Here is a 25,447-nt window from a genome sequence, read left to right on the forward strand (position 1 = left end):
CTTTTTAGGACAGAGCAAATTAAGGCGGTCCAATGGGTAAGGCTCGGATCGCGCGGGAAGACTTTGGCAGACGGGAAGCGACCGACGAGCCGCAGCCCGTTCTACTGATCGAAGCCCTGGTCCATGGCCTCGCCGGCCGCTTGGGCGCAGCGGCCGACGGGCCGCGCCGGAACGCCCGCGACGGTGCAGAAGGGTTGAACCGGCGCCAGGACGACGGAGCCGGACGCGACCTTGGCGCCGTCGCCAATCTGGATGTTGCCGAGGATCTTGGCCCCGGCCCCCACCAGGACGCCCGCGCCGAGCTTCGGATGGCGGTCCTGATCCGCCTTGCCAGTCCCGCCGAGCGTGACCGAGTGCAGAAGCGAGCAGTTGTCGCCGACGACGGCCGTCTCGCCGATGACGATGCCGGTCGCGTGGTCGAGGAACAGGCCCTTGCCGAGCCTCGCGGCCGGGTGGATGTCGACCTGGAACAGCTCGGACATGCGCGACTGCAGGTAGAGCGCGAGCGCCTCTCGTCCGTCCATCCACAGCCAGGCGGCGATCCGGTACGACTGCACGGCCAGGTAGCCCTTGAAGTACAAGAAGGGTTGGAGCGCGTTGCGGCAGGCGGGGTCGCGGTCGAGCGTCGCCTCGGCGTCCGACAGCGCCGCCTCGGCGATCCCCCGGTCCGCAGCCAGAGCGTCGCGCGCGACCTCGTGCCAGAGCATGGCGCCGACGTCCGAGTCCGCGAGCTTCGAGGCGAGGCGATAGGCAAGCGCCCCGGCGAAGTCGTCGTGCTTCAGGACGGTCGCCTGGAGGAAGCTCGCCAGGATCGGCTCTTCGTGGGCATCGCGCTCGGCTTGGGCCCGCATCCCGGACCAGGTGCCTTCGACGGCGTAGAGGTGACGGACTTCTGGCAAAGCGGTCATAGCGTGCCTTCCTGGTCGGGACGGCCTGCCCCTGTCGCACCTAAGATGAGGTTAGCGGGCGCTTCCGGCAACTCTCCGGCTCGCGCCCGCGCCAGGGCCGTCAGGACCATGAGCTGGGTGAAGGCGTCGGTGACCTCGCCGGACAGGACTTCGCCGAGCAGGCCGGCGAAGGGAACGCGGCGATAGGCTAGCACCTCGTCGGGTTCGGGCTGCGCCTCGCCCTCCTCGAGGTCCCAAGCGAGGTACATCACCGCCTGCTCGTCCGTCACCGAGTTCGACAGGTCCGCGCGCCCGATCTCGAGAAGGTTGGCGGCGGTCACGCCCGTCTCCTCCAGGAGCTCGCGCCGCGCCGCGGCCTCTGGCGCCTCGTTCTTGGGCCCGCCGCCCTCCGGCAGCTCCCAGGAGTAGGCGCCGAAGGGAAAACGATGCTGCCCGACGAGGGGCACCGTACCGTCCGCGAAGAGCGGCAGGACGCCGATCGCCAGGTTCGCGAAGCGCACGACGCCGTAGGTGCCGCCCGCCCCGTCGGGGCGGAGGACGTCGTTGTGCTCGACCCTGATCCAGGGGTTCTCGTAGCCCACCTCAGTGGACAGGATCGTCCAGGGCCCGTTCTTCGTCATTCGCCGTCCTGTGCGGGCGTCAAGCGAACCGGGATCGGCATCTGGCAGAGGTCCACATGGTCCGGGCGATAGTAGAAGAAGGCGTCGGCACGCGCCGCCCGCGCCTCGATCAGACGGCGGAAGGTGTCCGAGCCGGTGTCCATGACCTCGACCGGCACGCGATCTTTCCGGGGCAGGTCACTCGCGACGGTGACGCTCTCGATCGGCGTCCAGCGGCGCTCGTCCTCGATCGTGCCGGCGGTGCCGAGCGCGCCGCGCGGCATCGCCTGCAGGTGCTCCATGCCGAGGACGACGCGGCCGAGCACGGTCAGGTTCCGGTCGAGGTAGCGCTGCGGCTGGAGGGTGACGTAGAACTCGGTGGCGGCGGTGTCCCGGCCCTCGTCCCGCCCGAAGGCGAAGGCGCCCGTGCAGTGCGCGAGCCAGGCCGTGCCGCCTTCCGGGTCGCGCCCGGCGGGCTGGCCCGCGACGAAGCCGCTCTCGTCGGCGTAAGGGTCGGCGTGGCCGAGCGGGGTGAAGGCCAGCCCCGCCGGCATCGGCACCTCGAACTCAGCCGCCAACGTCTGCGCGGCTGATCCTTTGTCCTTCTCGCCGCTCTCGTCGCCCCCTTGCGCGACGAAGCCGTCGATCACGCGGTAGAAGTGCAGCCCTTCGTAGTAGCCTTCGCGCGCGAGGGTCCGGAGCTGCTCTACGTGCCGCGGCGCCATCTCCGGCACCAGCACGACGACGATCCGCCCCGACGGCACGTCGACGTAGAGCGTATCCTCGGGATCGGGCGCGACCCAGGCCCCTTCGGGCGCGTCGGCCATGATCTCGGCCGCCGTCGGCGTGCCGGGCAACGCGTCCGCGGCAAGGAGCGCGAGCGCCGCGGCGATCACCCCCGCCCCCGATAGGGCGCGACGCCAGGATCCGGCACGTAGAGCCCGTCGGGCACCGGCCCCGTCTGCCAGAAGACGTCGATCGGAATGCCGCCTCGCGGATACCAGTAGCCGCAGATCCGCAGCCAGCGCGGCTTCACGGCGCTCACGATCCGCTTGCCGACGTCAATCGTGCAGTGCTCGTGGAAGGCGCCGTGGTTGCGGTAGCTGCCGAGCAGCAGCTTGAGCGACTTCGATTCCACCAAGTGCTCCCCCGGCGCGTAGTCGATCACGAGGTGAGCGAAGTCGGGCTGCCCCGTCACCGGGCAGAGCGAGGTGAACTCCGGCGCGACGAAGCGCGCGAGGTAGAGCGTGTCCGGATGCGGGTTCGGCACGGGGTCGAGCCGCGCCTCCTCGGGCGAGGCGGGCAGCGCCGAAGCCTGCCCCAGCGCGCTCCGCCCTTCGTAGAAAGTTTCGTCGGTCATGCCCGGCTCATAAACCCCGCCGCCCCCGTTTACAGCCCCCCGCCGGAGCGCTAACAGGCCGCCTCGCCGCGAGGCGACGCCCAGGTAGCTCAGTTGGTAGAGCAGCGGATTGAAGCTCCGCGTGTCGGTGGTTCGATTCCATCCCTGGGCACCACCCCACCGTCCGAATAGATCGCAAGAAGGCCGAAACCCTAGTGTTTCTGCGCCTTTCGGCTTGGCATTTGTCCGAATTGGTCCGCCTTTGTCCTTCTAGAGCCGACGGGAAACCGGGTATTGGACCGGCTATCGCTTGGCGGGGAGCGGAGGCGATACCCGGTGCAGCCGTTTGGACCATACCGGCAGAGCGAGCGAAGATGCGCTGCCCTCATCGCGTGCCGCTGCGCACGCCAACGCCTTACCTTCTAGCGCAGCTGCGCGAGCTTACCGGCCTCGGCGAGCTCCTGTTCCAAAGTCTGCGCTCCCCGTGTCGGCCGGTCAGCGAGAACAGTTTGAACGCCGCCCTGCGCTGCATGGGCTATAGACGCGAGCAGATGACCGCTCACGGCTTCCGCGCCCCGTTCTCGACCCTTGCGAACGAGAATTTCGGAGACGATTCTCGAAGCTGAAGCGTTGGGTTTGATCCGGTGTCAGCAAGGCGAGCATCGGAACGGACCGGCCGAGCCTCTACTGCCTTACATGGATGAACTGGCACGACCCCACGAACGGTTGGAAGGCGCCAACCGAAGACGATCTGGTTCGCATCAAGAATGATGAGATATTGCCGACACAATTTTTTCAATGATGAAGGAACAACACAGTGATACAAATTAACATAACTCTTGCAATCAGCAATTCTTGAAATCGAAATAGACCAATACCACACCTACATGTAATTCGACATTGAATTCAACTTTTCGAAATACTTTGCAACATCCGCTATAGGATTAGCAAGATGAGAGTTAGCGAGATAAGACTGAAGTCTCTCTTTCTCATTATAAAGGTAATAATATGCGGGCAATATGATAGACTGCGCCGGAGCATATGGAGTAGAGTTTTCCGCTTTACGGAACCAATCTTGTATATTCAGCACAGCTACATGCCCTCTGAATTCACGAACGATCCCAGGTAGAAAGTCTTCGATATGTATTAGAGGCCCCTCCTCCGCTACGGCGATGAATACAGGAGGTCCGATATATGAAGGAAACTGGGGCTTGATTCGTCCTTCGGAACATTGCTTCAAAAGACGGAACGCAAATCTGTTTACCTCCGCAGCTACTACCCCCAAGCTAATAAGAAATTGCCCGGCGTCCTCTGTTACAACTGCCCATTCAGCAAGTTCTTTCTTCTCAGTGTCTCGTAGACAAACACCGTATCGTGTGATGGTAAAACCAAGTTCCTGAAGCATCAAATTGCTAGGATTCGCACCGAATTCCGTTTTCATCATATCCAGGATCCTTAAACGATATCTTGGAAACGTTGACAGGCACTTCAGGAACGTATCCGCCTGAAGAACTCGTGACCTCACTGGCCTTAGCGTAAAATCGATATCAATCTTAGGATATAACTCTTCCTAGTTTGGTGCAAATTGACCTCCTCCATTCTTTACACCGATTAGAATATGGACAAAAGGCGCACCCCCGGCGCTGGGATTGGGCCGCAAAGATCGAGCGCAGCATCGGCAACGATCCTGATATTTCCTTGTTGTGGTCGGAATGATACATTTCGAGTTCTACAAAAACCACCTGATCCATACCTCTGAATATCTCGTTCTGAAGCCGCCTCATGCCGTGCTCGGTTTTCGGCACACGTGGAACGGTTAGGTAGTGGACGATTGGGCGGCGCTGCCGAGAGAGAAGCGCAAGTGATCGTGAGGGCAAGAAGGGAATGGCGTCGGCGCCGAGTTCCTGATCGACGCACTCTTCGAAGCGAGGGGCGTCGCAGACGACGCTTCGCGCCAAGACGAGCCGATCTAAGCTCAGCCGCTCCAAGAACGTGCCGATCGGTGGGCACGAGCGCGTCGGCGATGCCGGGATCGCTCCGAAGTCGCGGGATTGTAGCGCTAACAACGCGGTACTGAAGCGAGCGTTAACTCAAACTTGAACCTTTTCGCTGGGTATGCGGAACAGGACTCCCGAACAGAGGATTCGAGGGCAAGAAGGGTAGATCGCCGGGCTCGGGGGAGAGGCCGCGCCGTGAGGGCAGGCGAGGCTGCGCGTGACGGGTAAGGGCGCTTTGAATGTCGATGAACCGGTTGAGGGGGCAGCGTCTCGGCGAGACGACGTCGATGGAGCAACTGCTCGCGACCATCGCCGACGTCGCCGGGGTCGGCGGCTGGGAGTTCGAACCGGCGACCTCCCAACTGAGCTGGACGGATCAGACCTACAAGATTCACGAGGTCCCGGACGGCTTCGTGCCGACGCTCGAGAACGCGCTCGACTTCTACCCCGAGGACAGCCGCGAACCCCTCCTTCAGGCCGTTGAAACCGCCATCGGCGAAGGGACACCCTACGACCTCGAACTCGAGATCATAACGGCCCGGGGTCGCCGCCTCTGGGTCCGCGCCGTCGGGCGGCCGATCTGGCAGGACGGCAACGTCGTCAAGCTCGTCGGCACCTTTCAGGACGTCACGAAGATCCGCGACGAGCGGCGCGCGCTCGCAGCCGCCCTAGCGGAGGCCGAAGCAGCGAGCATCGCGAAGGGCCAATTCCTCGCGACCATGAGCCACGAGATCCGCACACCGATGAACGGCGTCATCGGCATGCTGGAGTTGATGGCGATGGAGGGCATGGCGCCGAAGCAGCAGGAGCGCCTCGAGGTCGCGCGTCGCTCTGCGGAGCAACTCCTCGAGCTGATCGGCGACATCCTGGACCTTTCGAAGCTCGAAGCCGACCGCGTCGCGATCGAGGCGGTGGTGATGAGCCCCAGCGAACTCCTCGACGACGTCGTCCGGCTCTTCGGTCCGACGGCGACGAAGAAGGGCGTCGTCCTGTCCGGGTCGGAGACGATTTCCGTCCCCGATCGCGTCGTCGGCGATCCTGTCCGGATACGCCAGATCGTGTCGAACCTCGTCGGCAACGCGGTCAAGTTCACGGCGCAAGGGTCGATCGACGTCCGGGCCAGCTACGACGTCGAGGCGAGCAGCCTGACGGTCTCGGTGTCGGACACCGGTATCGGCATTCCCGCCGCTGCCCTCGGGCGCCTGTTCCAGCCTTTCAGCCAGGCTGACGCGACGATGACGAGGCGGTTCGGCGGCACCGGGCTCGGGCTTGCAATCTCCAAGCAGCTCGCCGAGTTGATGCAGGGCGAGATTTCCGTGGAAAGTACCGAAGGAAGAGGCAGCACGTTCCGCCTCACGATCCCGCTTTCGCCTTGCGACGCCGCGCCGTCCGACCCCGCGCCCGCCCAAAGTGACCACGAGTACGGAGAGTTCGGACCCCTCAGAATTCTCGTCGCGGAGGACAATCCGGTCAACCGCATGGTGATCCAGGCCTTGCTCGAAGCCGCGCAGCACGAGGTGGTGATGGCGGAGAACGGCGCAGAGGTCGTCGAGGCGGTCGGCGAGGAGGACTTCGACGTGGTGCTGATGGACATGCAGATGCCGGTGATGGACGGCCTCGAAGCGACCCGGCTGATCCGAAGCCGATCGGACGCGAAGAGCCGCCTTCCCATCGTCGCGGTGACCGCGAACGCCATGGTCGGCGACGCCGACGCCTACCTCGCCGCCGGCCTCGACGACTACCTCTCGAAACCGGTCACCATGCAAGCCCTGACCCATGTCCTTGGACGGATCGGCGGACGCGCCCCCGCGTCCGCCCCGCGCTGCTGACCCCTCTTCCGGCGGCTGATAGCACCGAAGCAGGGGATCGGACCTTGTGCAGCGCGGCGCGTACGGTGCATCCAAAGCGCTAGGTCAGAACCCGACCTCCACCGCGACCTCCGCCGATCGCTCCTCGCCGGGGAAGTAGCGGGCGTTGCCGAAGGCGTAGTCGGCCCTGTCGGCATAGCGTTCGTCCGTCACGTTCCGAACGATGCCGAGAAGGCGCAGGTTCTCGGCCGGTCTCCACTGAGCGCGCAGGTCGAGGAGGTCGTGCCCGGGATAGTCTTCCGTGTTCGCCGCGTCGGTGTAGTACGCGCCGACATGCGTCCACGCCGCCTCGAAGAGCAGGGGCGGCACGGGCGTCCAGGTCAGGCGCATCACGCCTTGGGTCCGCGGGGCCGTATCGACGTCGTCGCCGTCCGCGATCGACTCGGAGGCGTCCCCCACAGGCCTGTCGAAGGCGTAGCTGTGCTTCGCCCAGGTGCCCGCGCCCGACAGCGCCAGCGTGTCCGTCAGCTTCAGCGTGCCTTCCGCCTCGACGCCGATGTGGTCCGTCTGGCCGTCCGTGACGTTCAAGCCGTCCGCGTCGCGGAAGAAGTAGTGCCTCTTGTGCATGACGAAGCCGGCGAGGGAGACCGAGCCGCGCTCGCTCGTCTTGCGCCAGCCGAGCTCGGCGGCGTCCAAGGTCTCGGGCTCCATGCCGCTGGGCGTCTGACCCGTCTGCAGGCGGTAGATGTCGGTCGTCTGCGGCGGCCGGGCACCGCGGGCGAGGCTCGCGTAGATCGTGCCGTTCGCGCCGAAATCGTAGGTCGAGGCGAGCTTCGCGGTGACGACGGAGAAGTCGTCCTTCCTGTCGTCGGGGCGCAAGAACCGCCCCACCGCGCCGCCGCCCGTCCGGTCGTCATAGTCGTAGCCGGTGAAGGTCGCACGTACGCCCGCCTGCACCGTCATCTGAGGCAGGACGTCCCAGCTCAGCCGGGCGAAGGGCGCCGCCTCGACCGCCTTCACCGCGTAGTCGTAGTGCACGCCTTGCGGAAAGACCGCGAAGCTCGGCGCGGCTTGCGTCTCGGTCAGCGTCCCCTTCGTCAGGTCGAGGTCGAAGCCCGCGAGCAGGCGAAGGTCGTCCGTGAGCGGCCGGCCGGCCGTACTTTGGACGCCGACGCTTCCATGCTCGTTCTCTTCGAGCGGGTCGCCGGGCAGGAAGTGCTGCAGGAAGTCCATCTGGGTCCAGCGGGCATAGGGCGTCACGGTGCCCGACCAGGCGCCCGCCTCGAAGGGCACCTCAAGGCTCGCAAGGACGAGCCGCGCGTCGCGATAGGCCTCGGGGTTCGGGTTGGAGCGGCGCACCGCGTCGTCGCGGTAGGCGCCCTCGCCCGTGACGTAGCCGGCCGTTTCCTGCTCGAGGTGATGGGCCGTCAGTCGAAGCGTCGCCTCGCCGATCCGCACCGCGCCGTAGGCCCTCATCTGAAGCGCACTCTGATCAGCGCGGTAGCCGCCGTCGTCGAGCACGGAGAAGCCTCCGCGCCAGCGCTCGCCCCCGCCTTCGAGAAGGCCCGACAGGCGATCGAAGCTGCCATAGGAGACGCGCGCCCGCCCGTCTTCCTTCCCTGGGGCCGATGTGATGACGTTCACCGCACCGTGCAGCGCGTTCGATCCGTAGGCGACGTCGCCCGGCCCCCGCACGACCTCGACGCGCTCGGCGAAGGGCACGGGCGCGTCGAACAGGCCGTTGACGTTGGCGAAGCCCGCCGCCCGCAGCGGCACGCCGTCGGCGAGGTAGAGGAAGGACCCCGCCCCCGCCCCGCCGGTCAACACGGGCGAGCGGACCGAGACCAGGCTCTCCCGCCCCGACCCCGCCTGGACCAGGACGCCCGGCACGCGGTTCAGAAGCTCCGCCGAGGTCTGCGGCAGAACGAGGTCAGCCTCCTCGCGCGTCAGGACCGAGATCGCGGCGGGCGTCTCCGCCAGCGAAGCAGGTCGACGCTCGCCGGTCACGACGATCACGTCGGGCGCGACCGCACCTTGCAGCAGGAGAAAAGAGAGAAGCATCGGGCGGTTATCTAGAGGATGACCCCCGAAGGCAACGCACAGAACCCGGCGGCCCAAGATGTAGCACGCTCGCTCGAACGAGGTTCGACCCGGCGCGAAGGTCGCGACGGCGACCCGGGCGGTCAGCCCGCCCCATCGGAGGGCCTACGGCCCGTGAGATCGAAAGTGGCGCACCCAAGAGGATTCGAACCTCTGACCTCTGCCTTCGGAGGGCAGGTGAATGGGTTTCTCACTAATTCTCCTATCTACGAGGAAACGCGCTAACTCTTGACGTTGCCTGCTAATTCGGGAACGAACTTCTCGAAGCAGCTACGCTGAACCACGCTCGGTTTCGCTTCCGCTGCTTCCGGTATGCTTCCGGTAGAGAGGGGTGAAGAGGGTTATGGCGAGGATCGGCGCGCGACTAGTGAACGGGCTCAAGCCACGGGAGAAGGACTACTTCGTCTGGGACAGCGACCTCGAGGGTTTTGGGGTTCGGATCTATCCGTCCGGCACAGTGAAGTACCTCGTGCAGCGGCGGATCGACGGGAAGACCAAGCGCGCGAGCATCGGCAAGCACGGGGTCTTCACGCCCGACGAGGCGCGGGCACGGGCGCGGGACTTCCTGCGGGTGATGGAGACGGGGCAGCACCCGAAGGAGGCGGAGCGGGCGGAGCGCACCGGCGTCACCGTCGCCCAACTCTGCGACGACTACCTCGCCGCTGCCGAGAAGGGTCTGATCAAGGGCAAGGGCGGCAGGCCGAAGAAGGCATCGACCCTCGACACCGACAAGGGCCGCATCGAGCGGCACATCAAGCCGCTCCTCGGGAAGCGGCTGGTGAAGGAGCTCACCACGGCGGATGTGAACCAGTTCATCGAGGACGTTACGCTCGGCAAGACGGCCTTCCAGGCGAAGAGCGGCAAGAAGCGCGGCCTCACCCGCGTCACCGGCGGCGCGGGCACAGCGGCGCGGACGGCGGGGCTCCTCGGCGGCATCCTCTCCCGCGCGGTCGCCAAGGGCATCATTCCCTTCAACCCGGCCTTCGGCGCGGACAAGCCCGCTTATAAGAAGCGCGAGCGGCGGCTGACGCCCCAAGAGTACGGCACGCTCGGCGAGACGCTGCCTCAGGCGGAGCGGGACGGCGAGCGCTGGCAGGTGACGAAGGGGATAGAACTGCTCGCCCTCTCAGGCTTCCGCCTCGGCGAGCTTGAGCAACTGAAGTGGTCCGAGATCGACCGGCAGGGCTCCTGCGTGCGCTTCGAGGATACGAAGGAAGGTCACTCCGTCCGCCCGCTCGGCAGAGCCTTCCTCGACTGCCTCGGCACGATAGAGGGTACGCCCGGCTGTCCTTACGTGCTGCCTTCGCCCTCGAGCGACGGCCCGTTCGGTGGCATGCGCGGCGGCTGGCGACGAATCGCCAAGCGTGCTGGCCTCGCCTTCGAGGACGTAACGCCTCATACGCTACGTCGCTCATTCGCAAGCGTAGCGGGCGATCTCGGCTACTCCGACAACACCATTGGCTCGTTGCTCGGTCACGCGAAGGGCTCGGTGACCAGCCGCTACATCATCAATCTCGACAGCTTCCTGATTTCGGCAGCAGGACGGGTGTCGGAAGAGATCTATCGGTCGATGAATCTATCCACACTTACGCCCACAAGCGATGAATAGCATACTTCTAATCGGCGTTCTGTATACGAAAGATAGACCTGAGCTGTCCCGGATCAAGTTGTTGCCTACTGAGTTCCTTAGCAATAAATGGGTAACGCCGCTGTAGAAAATTCAGCGCTACCTCCTCACGAGCATAGCACATAATTATGTCACATCTTTCCTGCACGTAGTAGTCATCTCTGTTTAGACCAAGCGTATTGATCGTATTATTGACGGATGCTTTTGTATCAGTACAAATATTTTCACCGTGCTTTACTAAGCATGAAGGTATATCTAAAACGAACCAATCGTCTTCGACCTCAAAAGGATCTAAAACGTTCGTATTATCGCCTTTAGACGAATTAACGCGACTACTCGCCAACCGGTAATTCGACCATTCGTAAGCAAGTTCCGGGTAAGCAACCTTCGGCCGATAGTGATCTACTGATCCTTTATCTATGAGATATATCGATGTGTAAGCACATATTCCAGAATAAGCCTCACGAAGCTCTGCGGCGCATCGTGACCAGTAATTTTTCCTCTTGAACTGACTTGACGTTGGTGCGGGACACTCACTCAAGAACGCATTCCCTGGCTGACGAACCTCGCTGTCAAATCTAGGGTATTCCGGCTGCAGTCCTACCCGGATCATATATCGACACCGTGCTGTTCGGCGAAGAAGATCCAGCGCGGCCAAAACTTATCGTGCGAGTCCAAATAGCGGATGAGGTCGTCTGTTACAGACTGGACCTCGCCATCCTCCGGGCGATCTTTCATTTGTACGCTTTTAGCCCGAATGATCGCCTTCTCTGCTTCCCGTGAACGAGCATGTCTCAAGCCGAAGAGTGGCGACGTAAGCCATCCAGAAACGTCGCCGTACTTTACAAATGGTAGTTCCTCCAATGTTACAGCATCACCGTCCGGGTATAGGTGGTAAAGGGTATCAGTACTACTATTGAAGGTTGGCTCAAGAGAAGCAAGGATCATAGGCGAATGCGAAGCCGCGATGACCTGCATAATTGCATCGCTACTAAGGAGACCCCCCACTCCCATTAGCGCTGGCAGAACTATTCTTTGCCACTTCGGATGCAGGTGCGCTTCTAGCTCGTCGACAATTACCATTATGCGTCGTAATGGTGGCTGATTAAGCTGGCGAGCTGCAACCTCATGCTCTTCCCACGACCAGATGATTAAATACGCAAGCAAGAGAACGCGCTGAACTCCAGACGACGCTTGCGTGATTGGTATCGTGGCATAGGAATGCTCGATAGTCGGAATTTCGCGGGGATCGCCTGGGATCCTTACTGGTGCAGCCGGCTTCAGGGTGCCAAGATCTTCAGGTGACAGACGTCGAAGCACTGCTGCGAAGAGATCGAACGTCCTTAGGTCAGTCGACGATTGCCATTTGATCCAATCTCGCACTAGCCCTTCGATTAGTCCAGTACGCCCATTCCAGACTTCATCAGGGCTTAGATTTCTGGTATCAAGTGGATTTTGCCTAAGAGTATTTCGAAATGGGTCCGATATCGCGAAGGAGCCATCTGCTCGGGAATAAACACTCAACGCCTCTACATAACCCGCCTCCTCGCGATCCCACGAGCGCGTTTTATAGTCGTAAGAAGATCGATACTCCTTACTTCGACCTCCTGTACGCGCAAAGGAGTAAAGAACGGAAGTGGGTTGATCATTATTATATGGCGTGATCATGCCACTCTCCCCCGGCCAACCTCCAGTAGCTGCCCACCAAGTAAGATCCAGAAGGAAAGACTTTCCAAGCCCGTTATCGCCTGTTATCATTGTGAGCCTGGATCCGTAATCTAATTGCATTGAACTAGTTGGGCCGGCGTTCATTACACTGAGTGTCTCAATTGCTTTGCCTAACTCCTCTTCCGCATCAGGCGAAGGAGGAAACTCATCGACAAGCGCACTTGCTTCCGGGGGATCTACGGTTAAGATGGGCGATAGTGATAGCTCGCGCCGAGAGAACAACCCTTTCAGTTCGTTGTCTGTAAGCCTGTACTCACGTGCGAATTCAGCGATGACATCATTAATAGTAGTGCCGTCAGCAAAACGACGATCGCGCAGCAGCCAAACTGCGATAGCATCAATAGGAAAAGAAGTATCTTGATTTCTGGGTGGGCGGGATAGTTCATCCTCGATAGCTGATAGATATTCCCTAGAAAAACCCCAGCCCTTATTTCCAGGCCCCCGAAGGAAAACAGACTCATACGTCTGCGTATTTTGCGTCTGTAAACCGGTCGAGGGATAACGGTCTTTCACCCACCATTTCGCACTCTTGAAAGGCTGGAAGTAGTAACTGCTCCTTTTGTCGAGGCGATGGAATTCTTCCATATGGTCTTGGGTGATCTTATCGAGACTGATACCTACAGTTTTACCGACTGATAATTCGAATCTTTTGCAAGCAAGAAATGTTATTCCAATGAAGGGTGGTACTGACCTTCTTAGAATATGTATGGCGTCAACAACAACGTCTTTCGAAATGTACATGTACTTCCAATGTCACTCTTGCTCATCGAGTTCTTCTGACTCAATCCCGGAGATGTCCTGCACCATCGTCTGGCAATATTCCTTCTTAACATCGATACCAATTGCACGGAAATTATGACGCCGAGCAAAAGCTAGCGTCGTGCCACTTCCAGCAAACGGATCTAACACTATACCTCTCGACGGCGTCGTTGCAAGTATTGGAACCCGAACTAACTCTTCTGAGAATCTCGCCCTATGGTTTCCGCTTTGGCCTCTCACTGCAGGAACCTCCCAAGTATCTAATGGGGGCAAAACAGATCCAGTACCTGATTCTCTTCCAACAGCATTTTTGTCGAAATAGTACCAGCGCTCCTTAACGAAGTGAAAAACATATTCGTGCGATATCGAGCACCGATCTCTTACCTGATCCGGAATAGGGTTCGGCTTTATCCAAACATTATCATTGCGAACTAACCAACCATCGTCTTGCATTGCTATCGCTAGCCTATGAGGCAAGAGAAGGAGCTGTTTGGGAACGCACCACTTCCCATCTCCTTTCTTGTCCTGCGGCCTGATGCCAAACCGTCGCGCTGATTGCTTCGCCTCACTACTACGGTGCTGCCCCTTGCCGCTCCAGTAGGTATCTCCGAGGTTGACCCACAAGCTACCGTTCGTAGTCAGTACACCCGCCAATTGATTGAACGTCTGGACTAAGCGTCCAATGAACTGTGAAGGATGATCCTCCAGCCCAATTTGTTCCTCTACACCATAGTCACGTTGTCCGTAAAAGGGCGGCGAGGTAACAGCGCAGTTCGCTTGTATTCCGGCCTTCTTCAAAACCTCTAGACCGTCCGCAACCTCCATGTTCAAAATCAATGTATTCTCGTCGCGGTAGAAAGCCGCCTTCACTACTTCTGGATGCTCAAACGCGTTCTCATCCATTATGACCGGATGCATCGCGTCGTTCGCGCGAGTCTTAGGCTTTGGCTTTCCTGTACTATCGTTTACGAGTTTGAGGTGATCTTGCTTCGCGGAACTTGGCATCTAGGACCTTGGTTTCTCGCTACTTTACCGTCGCAGCGGCCCGCGAGAGATTGCAAGCGACGTATAGGATCTAAATCGAACGGATGATTTGCTCAGGCATACTAAGAAACGATACCGCTTCCGAAGAATTAACGCTTGGTAATGAATCCGTACCTTTCTCTAGCTTGGATCATTTTTTCTGCAAATCGGACCGATCCCTCGGTACTAGTTGCGCCAAGTAGCCAAGCGACCTGCTCAGCAGCCTCAGTAGGTTCGTCCGGGTTATAGCCTTCGAGTTGAGCGAACGACGCGCTGCATCCGACCATCTGCTGCATGAGCTGCCGTTTGGCTTGGCACCGCATCGTCTCTCGAACCTTCGCAGCGAGTTCGTCCGCTGCGGCGGCTTCGTTAGCCTCGGCACAGTCGGCGAACGCGAGCGAAGGGCTATCAAAATGGGTTTCGTAAGGGGTTTCGGTGGCAGTGCTGCCAGCGGGTGTTTCGGCGGTTGTTAGGGCGGCCGCGAAGGGGGCGGTCGGGGGTACCGATGGGAGGCGATTTGAGGGGGCGCTAAGGGGAGTGTTTAGGGGGTCATTTAAGGGGTCGCTCTGTGCTCCTGCGCAGGCTGCGGCCGTCGCCAGCCCTTCTCGCACGGCCCGCCACTCGGGCGTGTCCAGCCAGCGGGCGCGGTTGCCGTCTCCTTCGCTCGGTTCGGTGTAGCGGATCTTCGCCGCAACCTCTTCGAGCGCGGCGATACCTTTCCCGTTCAAGAGGTCCGCTAGCGTGCCGGCTCTCTTCGCTTTGAGGAACTTCTTTCCCGCCCGGACTTCAAAGCGCCAGAGGCGGCCCTTAGTCGTGTCCTTGGCGATCCTTGGCAGGCCCTGCTTGTCGAGTCCGGCGTTCCAGATGTCCCACCACTCCTCTTTCTGCTTGTCGAGCACGTCGCGGCGCTTGTCGTAGATGCCGACTTGCTTGCCCGGCATCTTGCCGATCCTGAGGGCGCGGGTGATGCCCCCCGTGCTGTCGGTGGCGAGTTCCATGTCCGCGCTAGTGCCGGTGCGCGAGTGCGCGACGATGCAGGAGGCATCCAGGGCGAAGCCGTCCAGAAGGAAGTCCTGCGCGTAGTCGAGGCGGCCAAGCGAGGTCATCTGTAGGGTGGCGGTAGCACCCAAAGCTTCGAGCCGCTCGAAGACGGCCACGATGCATCGTTCCAACCCGTAGACCGCGAGCGGCAGCGACTTAATCGACACCCGCACCCCCCAAGGGTCCGCCCGGTTCGGCTCCTTCACAAACCACGTCTCGCCGAACGGGCCAGTATCGAGGCGGTAGCGGTAGCCGCCAGTGGCGCCGCTCTCTGCGACATGAAAGTTCTGTCCGCCATAGGTGGCGAGCTGCGGCTCCCGCTTCTCTCTGGCCGCGCCTTGCGCCCATGCAAGGTGTTCTGCCGCCTTCTTCGTGATGTTCGCTTCGATGGCGAAGTCGAGGCTGTCGAAACCGGAGTGAAGGCGAATCATTGTTCCATCCGTAGTCTGTATTTCTAGGAGGGGGTGATACAACGACCCCCTCCTCAGCCTCAGGCGGCTCTAGGTTTCCGGGGGCGGCGGGACGAAACGGCATATGTGCCGTCACCGTTCGGCGTTGCGATGAGGGTAGCGGGCTGGGGAATGCTGCCTCTGTCGAGGATCAGGAGAAGGAACGAGCCGCCCTTCCGTCCCTTTTTCCACCATGCTGCGCCGATGCGGTCGGCCTCGCCGCTTACGCGGCCGGGAGTGAACACGTGGTAGAGCGGCGCTCGCGAGTGAACTACGCCACTTGGCACGAGAGCGACGGCAATCGCTTTGCCGCTCAGTCGCAGATTACCACACAGCAGCTGACCGTCGGCCGTGGGAGCTCGGCTCAGAGTGTCGAGAGGCATGGGGAACTCCTCGGTGCGGAAGCCAGCGGGATTCGGAGCGCTTCGCGCTGAGACCGCTTTTGTTTTGGGGCCGCTGGCCGGCTAGGAGCGGGGCGGGCCGGAGCCCGCCCCTTTCGAAGCCGTGCGGCCCCAAAATCCCGTGCGGTGCGGTCAACCCCGCACGGGCAAAACTGGTCATTGTGCGAGGCGGGTGGCGGCATCGGCCGTGCTGGTGACGAGGCGGCTCTCCGCCCACGCAACGAGGTCGCGGCGGCGGTAGCGCACCGAGCGTTTCGAGGTCTTGATGAAGCAAGGTCCGCCGCCTCTGTGGCGCCAGTTCTGGAGGGCTCTTACAGAGTAGCCGATGAACTCAGCAGCCTGCTTTTCGTCTATGAGGCGGTCGAGGTGATCAGCTTCTGCTGTACTGCGCATCTGTCGTCTGTGTCCGCTTGGCTAACGCTGAACTGCGTGGGCCAATCATTGCGGACACAGGGGCGAGCATTCCAGCGAAAGCGCTGGCAGATTTTCCGCTAATTTTCGCGGCAAAAACTGCCAGTAGCTAACCGCGAATGATTTTCCGCGTGACGAGGGGAAGGTCTTTGATCTCCCAGGGTGCAAAACGTCCGAGAAGCGTTTCGCTGAAGCCGCCGAACGGCGTCGCGACGGTATTTCCAACCTTGTCAAAGGTCGCTTTCCGCTGGAGATCGTGTTGCCAGAAATCGACAATGCGGCCCAGCCAATGCTCAAGAGGCGTATTCACTTTAGGACCACGCGGCCGTTTATCCGGCAGGCGGTTCATTGTCCCCCGTGCGACCAAGCTGATCCAAGCTGCTAACTCTGCATATTCTTTGGGAGTGGCTTGGTGCTCGTCTGAACCCTCTGGCCCGAAGTGCGGCCAACTCCTGTGAGCAAGGCGACCAGTCATTTTGCTGAGAAGGATATCCTGCTGGGCGATCTCGAATTGCCAACTCGCTGTGTGTTCACATTCTCGAAGCGTCTCGCTGAGCCGGTCTGCGGCATTCATCACTGCGGTCAGCTGGTCGCGAGCGGCGACTGGATCGTCACGATCCCAGATAGACTGCACGAGTTGAAGATAATCTGTAGCGGCGAAATCAAGCACCATGCTGAGGCGCTTACGGTTCTCGTCGGGAATGGAATGACGCTGAGCGACTCCGTCTAGAAATTCGTCACCAAACAGGGTCTGAGTGTCGCGGCGTATAGCGCTTGGTGCGACAAACGGCAGGTCCAGCAATCTAGCCGCATTCTCTCGCGTTGCTCGGGTGGTCGACGAAAGAGGTTCAATCATCAGGTTCGCCCCAATTCACGGCATCGGCACCGATCTCGTCGAAACGCTTCCGGTATGCTTCCGGCTGCGTTTCAGTCGAATTAGGCAATTCAGCTAAGTGATTGATTTTTATGGCGCACCCAAGAGGATTCGAACCTCTGACCTCTGCCTTCGGAGGGCAGCGCTCTATCCAGCTGAGCTATGGGTGCGAGCGGGGCTCTTGTGCGGCAGGATCGGCGGAGGCGCAAGGGCTCTGGCGAGAGCGTGGGGCCGTGACTTGAGGGGCGCGGCGTGCTCTAGGCCAGCGATGCAGAACGATGAACGATATCCGCGCCGGCCGGATCCGCGCGGCCGCCGAGGCGGCGACGGCGACAGACGGGGCGAGGGCCGGGGCGCCGGACGCGGCGGCGAGAAGCGCCCGCCGCGCGTCGTCGAGGGCCTGACGGCCCGCCAGGCGGCGCTCGACGTCCTGCGGCTCGTCTCGCGCGGGGACAGCCTCGACAAGGCGCTCGGCACCTGCCGCAGCTTCGCCGAACTCGAGGGGTCGGACCGCGCCTTCGCGCGGCAGCTCGCGACGACGGTGCTTCGGCGCCAGGGCAGCCTCGACGAGGTCATCGAGACCTATCTGCGCGACCCCATCGGTCCCAAGCAGCTCGAGCTGCGGCTGATCCTGCGGCTCCTCGCGGGGCAGCTCCTTCTGCTCGGCACGCCGCCCCACGCCGCCGCCATGACCGCGACGGAGCTCGCCAAGGGACGCGCCGAGACGCGCGGCTACGCGAAGCTCGTCAACGCGATCGGACGGCGACTGTCCGAGACCGGTGCCGAGCGCCTTACCAAGGTGCCGTTGCGAGCGGACACGCCGGGCTGGCTCTGGCGGAAGCTCGAACGGGCCTACGGCCCCGCCGCGACGCGCGCCATCGCCGAGGCGCACCAGGCCGAGCCGCCGCTCGACCTCACCGTGCCGGCGGACCGCGAGGGCTGGGCCGAGCGGCTCGAGGCGCAGGCCGTCGGTCCCGCGACGCTGCGCCGCCCCGGCGGCGGGCGGATCGAGGCGTTGCCCGGCTACGAAGAGGGTGCGTGGTGGGTGCAGGACCTCGCGGCCACCTTGCCCGTCACCCTGCTCGGCGACCTGAGGGACCGCGTCGTCTTCGACCTTTGCGCCGCGCCCGGCGGCAAGACGATGCAGATCTGCGCGGGCGGGGCGGACGTCACCGCCGTCGACTCGGGCGAGGGACGGATGGGCCTTCTACGCGCGAACCTCGAGCGCACCGGCCTCGAGGCGCGCACCGTCGTCGCCGACGTCCTGGCCTGGGAGCCCGACCACGGCGCCGACCTCGTCCTTCTTGACGCGCCTTGCTCCGCGACCGGCACGGCCCGGCGCAATCCGGACGTGCTGCGATCGAAGGACGAGAAGCTCGCCGTGGGCCTCGCCAAGCTCCAGGACCGCATGATCGATCGGGCCTTGAGCTTTCTGAAGCCCGGCGGGGTCCTCGTCTTCGCGACCTGCTCGCTCCTTCCCGAAGAGGGCGAAGAGCGCGCGGAGGCGGCCCTCGCGCGCCATGCGGGGCTCGAACGCCTGACGGTCTCGCCCGAAGAGCTGGGCGGGCTCGATGGCCTCGTCACGAAGGCCGGCGACCTTCGCTGTCACCCCGGCAAGGCGCCCGGCATGGACGGCTTCTTCGCGACCCGCCTGCGCACGCCTGCCTAGGCCGCCCGCTCGCGGCCGAGGCGCCGTGCCGCGCCGGCCGCGATCAGGCCGATCCCGGACAGCTCCATCACCCAGTTCAGCTTGAGGCCGAGCACGCGCATGCCGATCAGCTGGTCCATGTGGTGAAAGCTCGCCGCCCGGGTGGCGACGAAGGCGAGAAGGAAGGCGAGCCCCGCAACGGCAGGCCAGACCGCCCGCAGCGAGCGCCGCATCGCGAAGAGGACGAAGGCCCCGACCCCGAGGCACAGCGCGCCGACCCCGAGGATGAAGGCGCGCTGCACGACGCGGCGCGTGCCGTACCAGCCCTGTGCCTGCGCCAGGCACTTGCCAGCGGCGGTCAACGCGGACTGCAGATCGAGTTCCTTGTTCACGCCGAGGGCGAGGAGGAGGACGAGGAGAACCGCCCAGAACACCCGCTCGCCCGCCTCCCGGCGCCGCGCGACGAGCGCGCAGAGCGCGGCGGCAGCGATGTAGGCGAGGACGGTGATCCACCCCCCCGCCGTCGGGTCTCCGATTCCCGGCGACCAGTGGGCGTGGGTGCATCGAAGGAGGTCGGAGAGCGGCGGCGTCATCCGGGCCCTATGGCCCGGCGCCGCCCGCGCTGCCAGCCCGTCTCAGCGCCGCAAGGCGAAGCGTCTGTCGCAGCGAGGCGGAGAAGCCGGCGTTTGCGCGAGACCCGACGCGCTTTGCGGAGCCGGGGGCGCGGGCTTCAGCGAGGGAGACGGCACAGGTGCGGACTTCGCCGCTGCCCGGCTCGGCGCGGGGCGGCGGGAGCGGTCGGTCAGCGACACCACCGTCTTCGCCTGCTCGGGCCGTATCGGCGCGGGTTCCGTCGGCAGGTCGGCCTGCTGCACTTGCGGTACCATCACCCCGGCGCGCAGGACCTCGAGCTCCATCCGCAGGCGCTGTATCTCGAGGTCATAGAGCCGGGTGCAGTCGACGCGCTTCGCGCGGCGTCCGATCGGTACGACCAGGCGGCCATAGACCGCGCCCGTGTCGCGGGCGTGGAGGTCCTGCGAGCCGATGACCCCTACGTCGAGGAACGGCCCGCCCGAGGCGACCGCGGTCTGACAGCTCGTGCCCCCTGCGGAGCGCACCATGTCCTGACCGGTCGCGGTCGGCGGGGTCGGCAGGAAGACGCTGTTCTGGTTCAGAACCGAACTCTGAGACGGCACCAGCACGGGCTGGAGGTTCGTCTCCTGCGCGCCCGCCACGGCGGGAACCAGGCTTACGAATGCAAACGCGAGACGACGTACTTGCCGCATACCTGCCCCCTGATGGCATAGCCCTGCCGGGCGAGCGCGCCGGACGTCGCGCAGAGGCGGACGGTCCGCCTCTGCGTCTCACGTGCCGGGACGAAGAGAGTGACGACGGCGCTGTCCCCCGGTCCGATCAGGATGCTGCGCGGCGCGACGTCCGTCAGCGGCGCCCAGTCCTCGCCGAACGCCTCCATCGAGAAGCGATGGGGGGCCTCGTAAGGATTGACGACCGTGACGCGGAGCGCCGCCGCCTCGCCGAAGGCGTGCACCTGGCCCTCCATGGGAGAGAGCGCCTGCATCAGCATCGCCGCGAGGAGAGGAAGGTTCGTCACGGGCGCGCGCACCGCACGGTCGCGGTCATCGCGTAGGCGCCGGCAGGGAAGACGTCGCCCGGGCGGGCGGCCTCCGCATCGACGGTCAGGAACGTCGTTCCGAGCGCGACCGAGGCGGTCAGGCCGGCGACGATGCGTCCTACCAGCGTCGCGCCCGACGTCTCGAAGCTGGCGGAGAAGGTCGTGCCCGTCGCCGCGCCCGCCGGGGCGAGGTCGAAGGCCGTCGGCGCCTCGACCGACAGCTCGTAGCCGAGCCCGGTCGCAGCGACGGTCGCGAGGCTCGGGATGCCCCCGACGACTTCGCTCGAGAGGAGCGTGTTGCCGTTCGCGGTGCCGAGCACGCCGGGCGTTCCGGCGATGACCGTGCAGCTGTCGAGGACCGTCCCCGTGAAGGTCAGGCCCGTCTGCGCCGCCGCCGGCGTCGTAAGCACCAACGCAACCGCTGGCAGAAATCTTCGGATCATGTCGGCACCCCGCTCCTCGTTACACGGGCCACGTGTAGCGCGAGGGCCTTACAACCAAGTAAAGAAGTGCTTGCCTCTTGCTACTTCTGGGCGAGTGCCGCCGGCGGGAAGAAGCAGATGAAGGCCGAACCCTGACCCTCGACGCTTTCGATCTGAATGCCGCCGCGGTGCCGCTGGACGATGTGCTTGACGATGGCGAGGCCGAGCCCCGTGCCGCCCTTCTTCCGGCTCTTCTCCGCATCGATGCGGTAGAAGCGCTCGGTCAGCCGCGGCAGGTCCGTGCGTGGAATGCCCTCGCCCTGGTCCGCGACGCGAACCCAGGCGACTTGCGCTTCGGGCACGCCCAGACGAACGGCGACGGCGTGAAGCGTATCGCCGCTTCGAAGAGCGCCCGGCATGGTGGGCGGCGCCCCCGTCCCGACGCCGATCGTGACGGAAGGAAACTCGCCCCCATACTTGACCGCGTTGTCGGCGAGGTTCTGGATCACCTGAATGACCTCGTCCCTGTCGGCGAGGATCGTGACCGGGCCGTCCGCCTCGACGTGCAGCACGCCCTCCCCGGCGATCGGCAGCAGCATGTCGCAGACCGCGCGGGCCGTCTCCGTCAGATCGACCCGTTCGGCGGGCATCTCGGCCTCCGACAGCTCGATCGCGGAGAGGCTGATCAGGTCGCGCACGAGGCGCAGCATCCTTTCGGTCTGCGCGCGCATGATGCCCAAGAACCGCTTCTGCGCGGCCGGATCGTCCTTGGCGTGGTTCTCGATCGTCTCGATGAAGCCGAGCAGCGAGGCGAGCGGCGTGCGAAGCTCGTGGCTCGCATTGGCGATGAAGTCCGTGCGCATCTTCTCGAGCTTCTTCTGCGCCGTGCGGTCGCGCACCATGACGAGGAGCCGACCCCGGTTGGCGGGCTCCCCGCCCGGCAGCGGCGCGGCGTAGAAGAGGCAGCTGCGCTCGCGCGGGCCGGGCAGTACGAACTCCACCTCCCGGGCCGTACCGCCGCTACGCGCGGCGGGAAGCGCATCGAGGGCCGCGGGCGCGCGGATCACGGTCGAGATGTGGCTGTGCGCGACGTCCTTGCCGAACATGCGGGCGCAGGCCGGGTTCGACAGCTGGACGTGATCGCGGGCGTCGAGCAGCATGACGGGCTGCGGCAACGCGTTGAGGACCGCGCGCAGGCGCTCGAACTTCTGCAGCTGCTCCTCGTTGAAGGTGACGCCCGGCGCGACGGGCACGGCCTCCCGCAGCGAGTAGTAGCGCAGGAAGAGGCCGGCGAAGTAGGTGAGCCCGAGCGCGACGGCCGCCGCGACCCGCAGGTTGGACAGCATCACCGCGCCGAGCAGCATGATCATCCCGGCGGCGCCGACGAAGAAGAAGTCGCCCGCGCGGCTGCGGTAGGAATCGGGGCGCTCGGTCGGCGCGGCGGAGCTGCTTGTATCGGACATGCCTTAGCCTAAAGCGTCAACGAATTTGCGTCACGCGCTTGCGGCGCGAGCAGTCCCGCCGTTAAGCGCGCCCCGACGAGAACGAGGTCCCGATGACCCTCCAAAGACCGACCACCAAGATCCTTGCCACCATGGGCCCGGCGAGCGACAGCCCCCACCGCATCCGCGCGCTGCTTCAGGCCGGAGCGACCGCCTTCCGGATGAACTTCAGCCATGGCAGCCACGAAGAGCACAAGGTCCGCTTCGACGCCCTGCGCGCAGTGGCGAAGGAGATGGGCCGGCACGTGCCGATCGTCTCCGACCTTCAGGGGCCGAAGCTCCGCGTCGGCTGCCTCGACGGCGGCCAGCTGACGCTTCGCTATGGCGACCTCGTCGAGGCGAAGCTCGGCGAGCGGGCAGGCGCAGGGATCATCCCGATCCCGCACCAGGAGATGTTCGACGCGCTCAAGACCGGCGACGTCATCATGCTCGACGACGGCAATCTGCGCCTCTCCGTCGCGGAGGAAGGCAAGGACCGGATCGTCTTCAAGGTCGAAGTACCCGGCCTTCTGACCGACAAGAAGGGCGTCAACGTCCCCGGCCGCCGCCTGCCGATCCCGGCGATGACGGCGAAGGACGAGCGCGACCTCGAGTTCGCGCTCAGGGAGGACACGGACTACGTCGCGCTCAGCTTCGTTCAGACCGCCGAGGACGTCCTCGCCGCCAAGCGCATCATCGACGGACGCGCCAAGGTCATCTCCAAGATCGAGAAGCCGCAGGCGATGGAGGAGATCGAAGCGATCGCCGACGCCTCGGACGCCCTCATGGTGGCGCGCGGCGACCTCGGCGTCGAGTTGCCGCTCGAAGAGGTGCCGATGGCCCAGCGGCGCATCATCCGCGCCGCCCGGACCCGCGGCAAGCCGGTGATCGTCGCGACCCAGATGCTGCAGTCCATGGTCGACGCGCCGACCCCGACGCGGGCCGAGGCGTCGGACACCGCCGCGGCCGTCATGCTCGGCGCGGACGCCGTCATGCTCTCCGCCGAGAGCGCCGTCGGCCGTCACCCCGAGGCCGCCGTCGCGATCATGTCCCGGATCATCCGCGCGGCGTCGCTGGCCGAAGACTATCAGGCCGACATGTCTCGCGCGGCGGGCAAGCCGACAGCGGACAGCCCGGGCTCTGCGGTGGCCCTGTCCGCGGCCTTCGCGGCGGAGGCGACGCACTGCAAGGCCATCGTGGCGAGCACCAATACGGGCGGCACGGCCTACACCATCGCGCGGCTGCGGCCCGCGGCCCCCATCCTGGCGCTGACGCCCGAGCCGAAGACCGCGCGTCAGACCGCCCTCGCCTGGGGCGTGATCCCGGTCCTGACGGACGAGCAGCCCGACTTCGAAGGGCTGTCCCACGCCGCCGTCGAGGCCGCCAAGGGGACGCTGTCGCTCGACGAGGACGACCGCATCGTGCTGCTGGCCGGCATGCCGACGCGGCGGACCGGCGGGACGAACACGTTGAAGCTGATCCGCATCGGAGACGGCGCATGAGCCAGGCGAGCCGCATCGACGAACTCCTCTCCGGCACCCGGGTCATGCCGGTCGTGGTCATCGAACGGGCGGAGGACGCCCTGCCGCTCGCCGATGCCCTGCTCGAGGGCGGGGTGACCGCGATCGAGATGACGCTGCGGACCGAGGCGGCGCTGCCCGCCGCCGAAGCCATCGCCAAGGCGCGGCCCGACATGGTCGTCGGCACGGGAACGGTCCTCACCCCGGGCGACCTTCGCCGCTCGGAAGAGGCGGGCGCCCGCTTCGCCGTCAGCCCCGGCCTGACCGAGACGTTGGCGGACGAAGCGGCGAAGCGCTTCGAAAGCTGCCCGCTCCTGCCCGGCACCGCGACCGCGTCGGAAGTCATGTTCGCGATGGAACGCGGCTTCACGCGCCTCAAGTTCTTCCCGGCCGAGACCTCGGGCGGGGCGCCCGCCGTCAAGGCGCTGGGCGGCCCCCTGCCCCAGGTGCGCTTCTGCCCGACGGGCGGCGTGTCGCCCGACAACGCCGCGTCCTACCTCAAGCTTCCGAACGTCTTCTGCGTCGGCGGCTCCTGGCTCGTGCCGAAGGGCGGCGACTGGGCCGAGGTGACCCGTCTCGCCCGCGAGAGCACGGCCTTCTAGGTCAGGAAGCCGACGATCTCCTTCGTCTCGCGAAGGATCGGCCCCGCGATCGAGGACGCCTTCTCGGCGCCGGCCTTGAGCACGGCGTCGATGTGGCCGGGATCGTCCATCAGGCGGCGCATCTCGCTCGAGATCGGCGCCAGCTTCTCGACCGCGAGGTCGGCGAGCGCGGGTTTGAGCGCCGCGAAGCCCTGGCCGCCGAAGCGCGTCAGGACCTCCGCCTCGCTCATTCCCGACAAGGCCGCGTAGATCCCGACGAGGTTGCGCGCCTCAGCCCGTCCCTCGAGGCCGTCTTCCGCCGAAGGCAGAGGATCGGGGTCCGACTTCGCCTTCTTGATCTTCTTCGCGATCGCGTCGGCATCGTCCGTCAGCGTGATGCGCGAAAGGTCCGAGGGGTCCGACTTCGACATCTTCTTCGTGCCGTCGCGCAAGGACATCACGCGCGCGCCCGCCCCGCGGATCAGGGGTTCCGGCAGCGGGAAGAAGCCTTCCGCGCCGAAGTCGAGGTTGAACTTGCCCGCGACGTCGCGGGCGAGCTCCAAGTGCTGCTTCTGGTCCTCGCCGACGGGGACGTGCGTCGCCTTGTAGGCGAGGATGTCGGCGGCCATCAGCGTCGGGTAGGTGAAGAGCCCGACCGAGGCGCGCTCCTTGTCCTTGCCCGCCTTGTCCTTGAACTGCGTCATCCGGTTCAGCCAGCCCATCCGCGCGACGCACTGGAAGAGCCAGGCGAGCTCGGCATGTTCGGGGACGGCGGACTGGTGGAAGACCGTCGCGACGTCCGGGTCGATGCCGGCGGCGAGGTAGGCGGCCGCGATCTCCCGCGTCTGCGCCTTCAAGGCCTTCGGGTCCTGCCACACCGTCACCGCGTGCAGGTCCACGATGCAGAAGAGCGACTCCATCTCGTGCTGGAGGCCGACGAACTTGCGGATCGCGCCGAGGTAGTTGCCGAGGTGCAGGTTCCCCGTGGGCTGAACGCCGGAGAAGACGCGGGGGGGATGGGTGGGGGCGTCGGTCATGGCCTGCGGATAGGAGGTCCCAGCGGGGCTGTCATGTTTTTAGTGGCGCTGTCGCTCGCTG

At 64.3% G+C, this 25,447-nt stretch carries 23 protein-coding genes and 2 tRNA genes; 6 read left to right on the plus strand and 19 right to left on the minus strand.

Features of this window, described 5'->3' with window-relative positions; translation table 11 throughout:
* Window positions 1–101: 101 nt before the first annotated feature.
* The 4 genes from cysE to queF are packed head-to-tail and all read right to left on the minus strand — an operon-like array spanning window position 102 to window position 2,867.
* Window positions 102–908 carry a serine O-acetyltransferase gene (gene cysE / locus GGQ59_RS02105; RefSeq protein ID WP_183815376.1) on the minus strand — a complete coding sequence of 269 codons (807 nt, stop codon included), beginning with the start codon at window positions 906–908 and terminating at the stop codon, window positions 102–104.
* Complete coding sequence (locus tag GGQ59_RS02110) at window positions 905–1,528, minus strand: NUDIX domain-containing protein (protein ID WP_183815377.1); 624 nt, start codon at window positions 1,526–1,528, stop codon at window positions 905–907. Before GGQ59_RS02110 ends, cysE begins: the two co-directional genes overlap by 4 nt.
* Complete coding sequence (locus tag GGQ59_RS02115) at window positions 1,525–2,403, minus strand: peptidylprolyl isomerase (RefSeq protein WP_183815378.1); 879 nt, start codon at window positions 2,401–2,403, stop codon at window positions 1,525–1,527. Before GGQ59_RS02115 ends, GGQ59_RS02110 begins: the two co-directional genes overlap by 4 nt.
* Window positions 2,400–2,867 (minus strand): preQ(1) synthase, encoded by a 468-nt coding sequence (gene queF / locus GGQ59_RS02120; RefSeq protein WP_183815379.1) that lies wholly within the window; start codon window positions 2,865–2,867, stop codon window positions 2,400–2,402. Before queF ends, GGQ59_RS02115 begins: the two co-directional genes overlap by 4 nt.
* 78 nt (window positions 2,868–2,945) lie before the next feature.
* Here queF and GGQ59_RS02125 point away from each other — a divergent pair.
* Window positions 2,946–3,021: transfer RNA gene (locus GGQ59_RS02125), tRNA-Phe, on the plus strand.
* A 708-nt stretch (window positions 3,022–3,729) separates the two neighbouring features.
* Here GGQ59_RS02125 and GGQ59_RS02130 read toward each other — a convergent pair.
* Window positions 3,730–4,290, minus strand: a complete 561-nt coding sequence (locus GGQ59_RS02130; protein WP_183815380.1) for a hypothetical protein — start codon at window positions 4,288–4,290, stop codon at window positions 3,730–3,732.
* 792 nt (window positions 4,291–5,082) lie between these two features.
* Here GGQ59_RS02130 and GGQ59_RS02135 point away from each other — a divergent pair.
* Window positions 5,083–6,672 (plus strand): ATP-binding protein, encoded by a 1,590-nt coding sequence (locus GGQ59_RS02135; RefSeq protein WP_183815382.1) that lies wholly within the window; start codon window positions 5,083–5,085, stop codon window positions 6,670–6,672.
* 84 nt (window positions 6,673–6,756) lie between these two features.
* On the opposite strand, the gene GGQ59_RS02140 is transcribed toward GGQ59_RS02135, so the two are convergent.
* The gene (locus GGQ59_RS02140) at window positions 6,757–8,712 is read right to left on the minus strand and encodes a TonB-dependent receptor (RefSeq protein WP_183815384.1); all 1,956 of its coding nucleotides are present in this window, start codon (window positions 8,710–8,712) and stop codon (window positions 6,757–6,759) included.
* A 382-nt stretch (window positions 8,713–9,094) separates the two neighbouring features.
* Here GGQ59_RS02140 and GGQ59_RS02145 point away from each other — a divergent pair, with 382 nt between their 5' ends.
* Window positions 9,095–10,360 carry a tyrosine-type recombinase/integrase gene (locus GGQ59_RS02145; protein WP_183815386.1) on the plus strand — a complete coding sequence of 422 codons (1,266 nt, stop codon included), beginning with the start codon at window positions 9,095–9,097 and terminating at the stop codon, window positions 10,358–10,360.
* Between the two features lie 627 nt (window positions 10,361–10,987).
* On the opposite strand, the gene GGQ59_RS02150 is transcribed toward GGQ59_RS02145, so the two are convergent.
* From GGQ59_RS02150 to GGQ59_RS02180, 7 genes are all read right to left on the minus strand, one after another.
* Entirely contained in the window at window positions 10,988–12,847 is a 1,860-nt protein-coding gene (locus tag GGQ59_RS02150) for an AAA family ATPase (RefSeq protein WP_183815388.1), read from the minus strand.
* Window positions 12,848–12,859: 12 nt separating this feature from the next.
* Complete coding sequence (locus tag GGQ59_RS02155; RefSeq protein ID WP_221400834.1) at window positions 12,860–13,768, minus strand: DNA-methyltransferase; 909 nt, start codon at window positions 13,766–13,768, stop codon at window positions 12,860–12,862.
* A gap of 230 nt (window positions 13,769–13,998) precedes the next feature.
* Window positions 13,999–15,360, minus strand: a complete 1,362-nt coding sequence (locus GGQ59_RS02160) for a hypothetical protein (protein WP_183815390.1) — start codon at window positions 15,358–15,360, stop codon at window positions 13,999–14,001.
* Window positions 15,361–15,419: 59 nt separating this feature from the next.
* Window positions 15,420–15,761 (minus strand): DUF736 family protein, encoded by a 342-nt coding sequence (locus GGQ59_RS15525; RefSeq protein ID WP_183815392.1) that lies wholly within the window; start codon window positions 15,759–15,761, stop codon window positions 15,420–15,422.
* Between the two features lie 174 nt (window positions 15,762–15,935).
* Window positions 15,936–16,172, minus strand: a complete 237-nt coding sequence (locus tag GGQ59_RS02170; RefSeq protein ID WP_183815394.1) for a helix-turn-helix transcriptional regulator — start codon at window positions 16,170–16,172, stop codon at window positions 15,936–15,938.
* Window positions 16,173–16,299: 127 nt separating this feature from the next.
* Entirely contained in the window at window positions 16,300–16,992 is a 693-nt protein-coding gene (locus tag GGQ59_RS02175; RefSeq protein WP_183815396.1) for a hypothetical protein, read from the minus strand.
* Between the two features lie 165 nt (window positions 16,993–17,157).
* A tRNA-Arg gene (locus tag GGQ59_RS02180) sits at window positions 17,158–17,234 on the minus strand.
* Window positions 17,235–17,332: 98 nt separating this feature from the next.
* Between GGQ59_RS02180 and GGQ59_RS02185 the strand changes: the two genes are divergently transcribed.
* On the plus strand, window positions 17,333–18,733 hold the full coding sequence (locus tag GGQ59_RS02185) for an RsmB/NOP family class I SAM-dependent RNA methyltransferase (RefSeq protein ID WP_183815398.1): 1,401 nt from the start codon (window positions 17,333–17,335) through the stop codon (window positions 18,731–18,733).
* On the opposite strand, the gene GGQ59_RS02190 is transcribed toward GGQ59_RS02185, so the two are convergent.
* The 5 genes from GGQ59_RS02190 to GGQ59_RS02210 form a co-directional block, all read right to left on the minus strand.
* On the minus strand, window positions 18,730–19,305 hold the full coding sequence (locus tag GGQ59_RS02190) for an isopropylmalate isomerase (RefSeq protein ID WP_183815400.1): 576 nt from the start codon (window positions 19,303–19,305) through the stop codon (window positions 18,730–18,732). The genes GGQ59_RS02185 and GGQ59_RS02190 overlap by 4 nt on opposite strands.
* A gap of 42 nt (window positions 19,306–19,347) precedes the next feature.
* Window positions 19,348–19,947, minus strand: a complete 600-nt coding sequence (locus GGQ59_RS02195; RefSeq protein ID WP_183815403.1) for a superantigen-like protein SSL4 — start codon at window positions 19,945–19,947, stop codon at window positions 19,348–19,350.
* Window positions 19,948–19,961: 14 nt separating this feature from the next.
* Window positions 19,962–20,324 carry a hypothetical protein gene (locus tag GGQ59_RS02200; protein WP_183815405.1) on the minus strand — a complete coding sequence of 121 codons (363 nt, stop codon included), beginning with the start codon at window positions 20,322–20,324 and terminating at the stop codon, window positions 19,962–19,964.
* Window positions 20,321–20,788, minus strand: a complete 468-nt coding sequence (locus tag GGQ59_RS02205; RefSeq protein ID WP_183815407.1) for a hypothetical protein — start codon at window positions 20,786–20,788, stop codon at window positions 20,321–20,323. The genes GGQ59_RS02200 and GGQ59_RS02205 overlap by 4 nt, the downstream gene beginning before the upstream one ends.
* Before the next feature lie 80 nt (window positions 20,789–20,868).
* Entirely contained in the window at window positions 20,869–22,230 is a 1,362-nt protein-coding gene (locus tag GGQ59_RS02210) for an ATP-binding protein (RefSeq protein WP_183815409.1), read from the minus strand.
* A gap of 92 nt (window positions 22,231–22,322) precedes the next feature.
* On the opposite strand from GGQ59_RS02210, the gene pyk reads away from it, so the two are divergent.
* Window positions 22,323–23,750: a pyruvate kinase gene (gene pyk / locus GGQ59_RS02215; protein WP_183815411.1), complete on the plus strand. Its 1,428-nt coding sequence runs from the start codon at window positions 22,323–22,325 to the stop codon at window positions 23,748–23,750.
* Complete coding sequence (gene eda, locus GGQ59_RS02220; protein ID WP_183815413.1) at window positions 23,747–24,370, plus strand: bifunctional 4-hydroxy-2-oxoglutarate aldolase/2-dehydro-3-deoxy-phosphogluconate aldolase; 624 nt, start codon at window positions 23,747–23,749, stop codon at window positions 24,368–24,370. Before pyk ends, eda begins: the two co-directional genes overlap by 4 nt.
* Here the strand turns inward: eda and trpS are convergent.
* Window positions 24,367–25,386, minus strand: a complete 1,020-nt coding sequence (gene trpS / locus GGQ59_RS02225; RefSeq protein WP_183815415.1) for a tryptophan--tRNA ligase — start codon at window positions 25,384–25,386, stop codon at window positions 24,367–24,369. The genes eda and trpS overlap by 4 nt on opposite strands.
* Between the last annotated feature and the right edge of the window lie 61 nt (window positions 25,387–25,447).

The organism is Parvularcula dongshanensis (assembly GCF_014199615.1).
In the GTDB taxonomy this organism is placed as follows: domain Bacteria; phylum Pseudomonadota; class Alphaproteobacteria; order Caulobacterales; family Parvularculaceae; genus Parvularcula; species Parvularcula dongshanensis.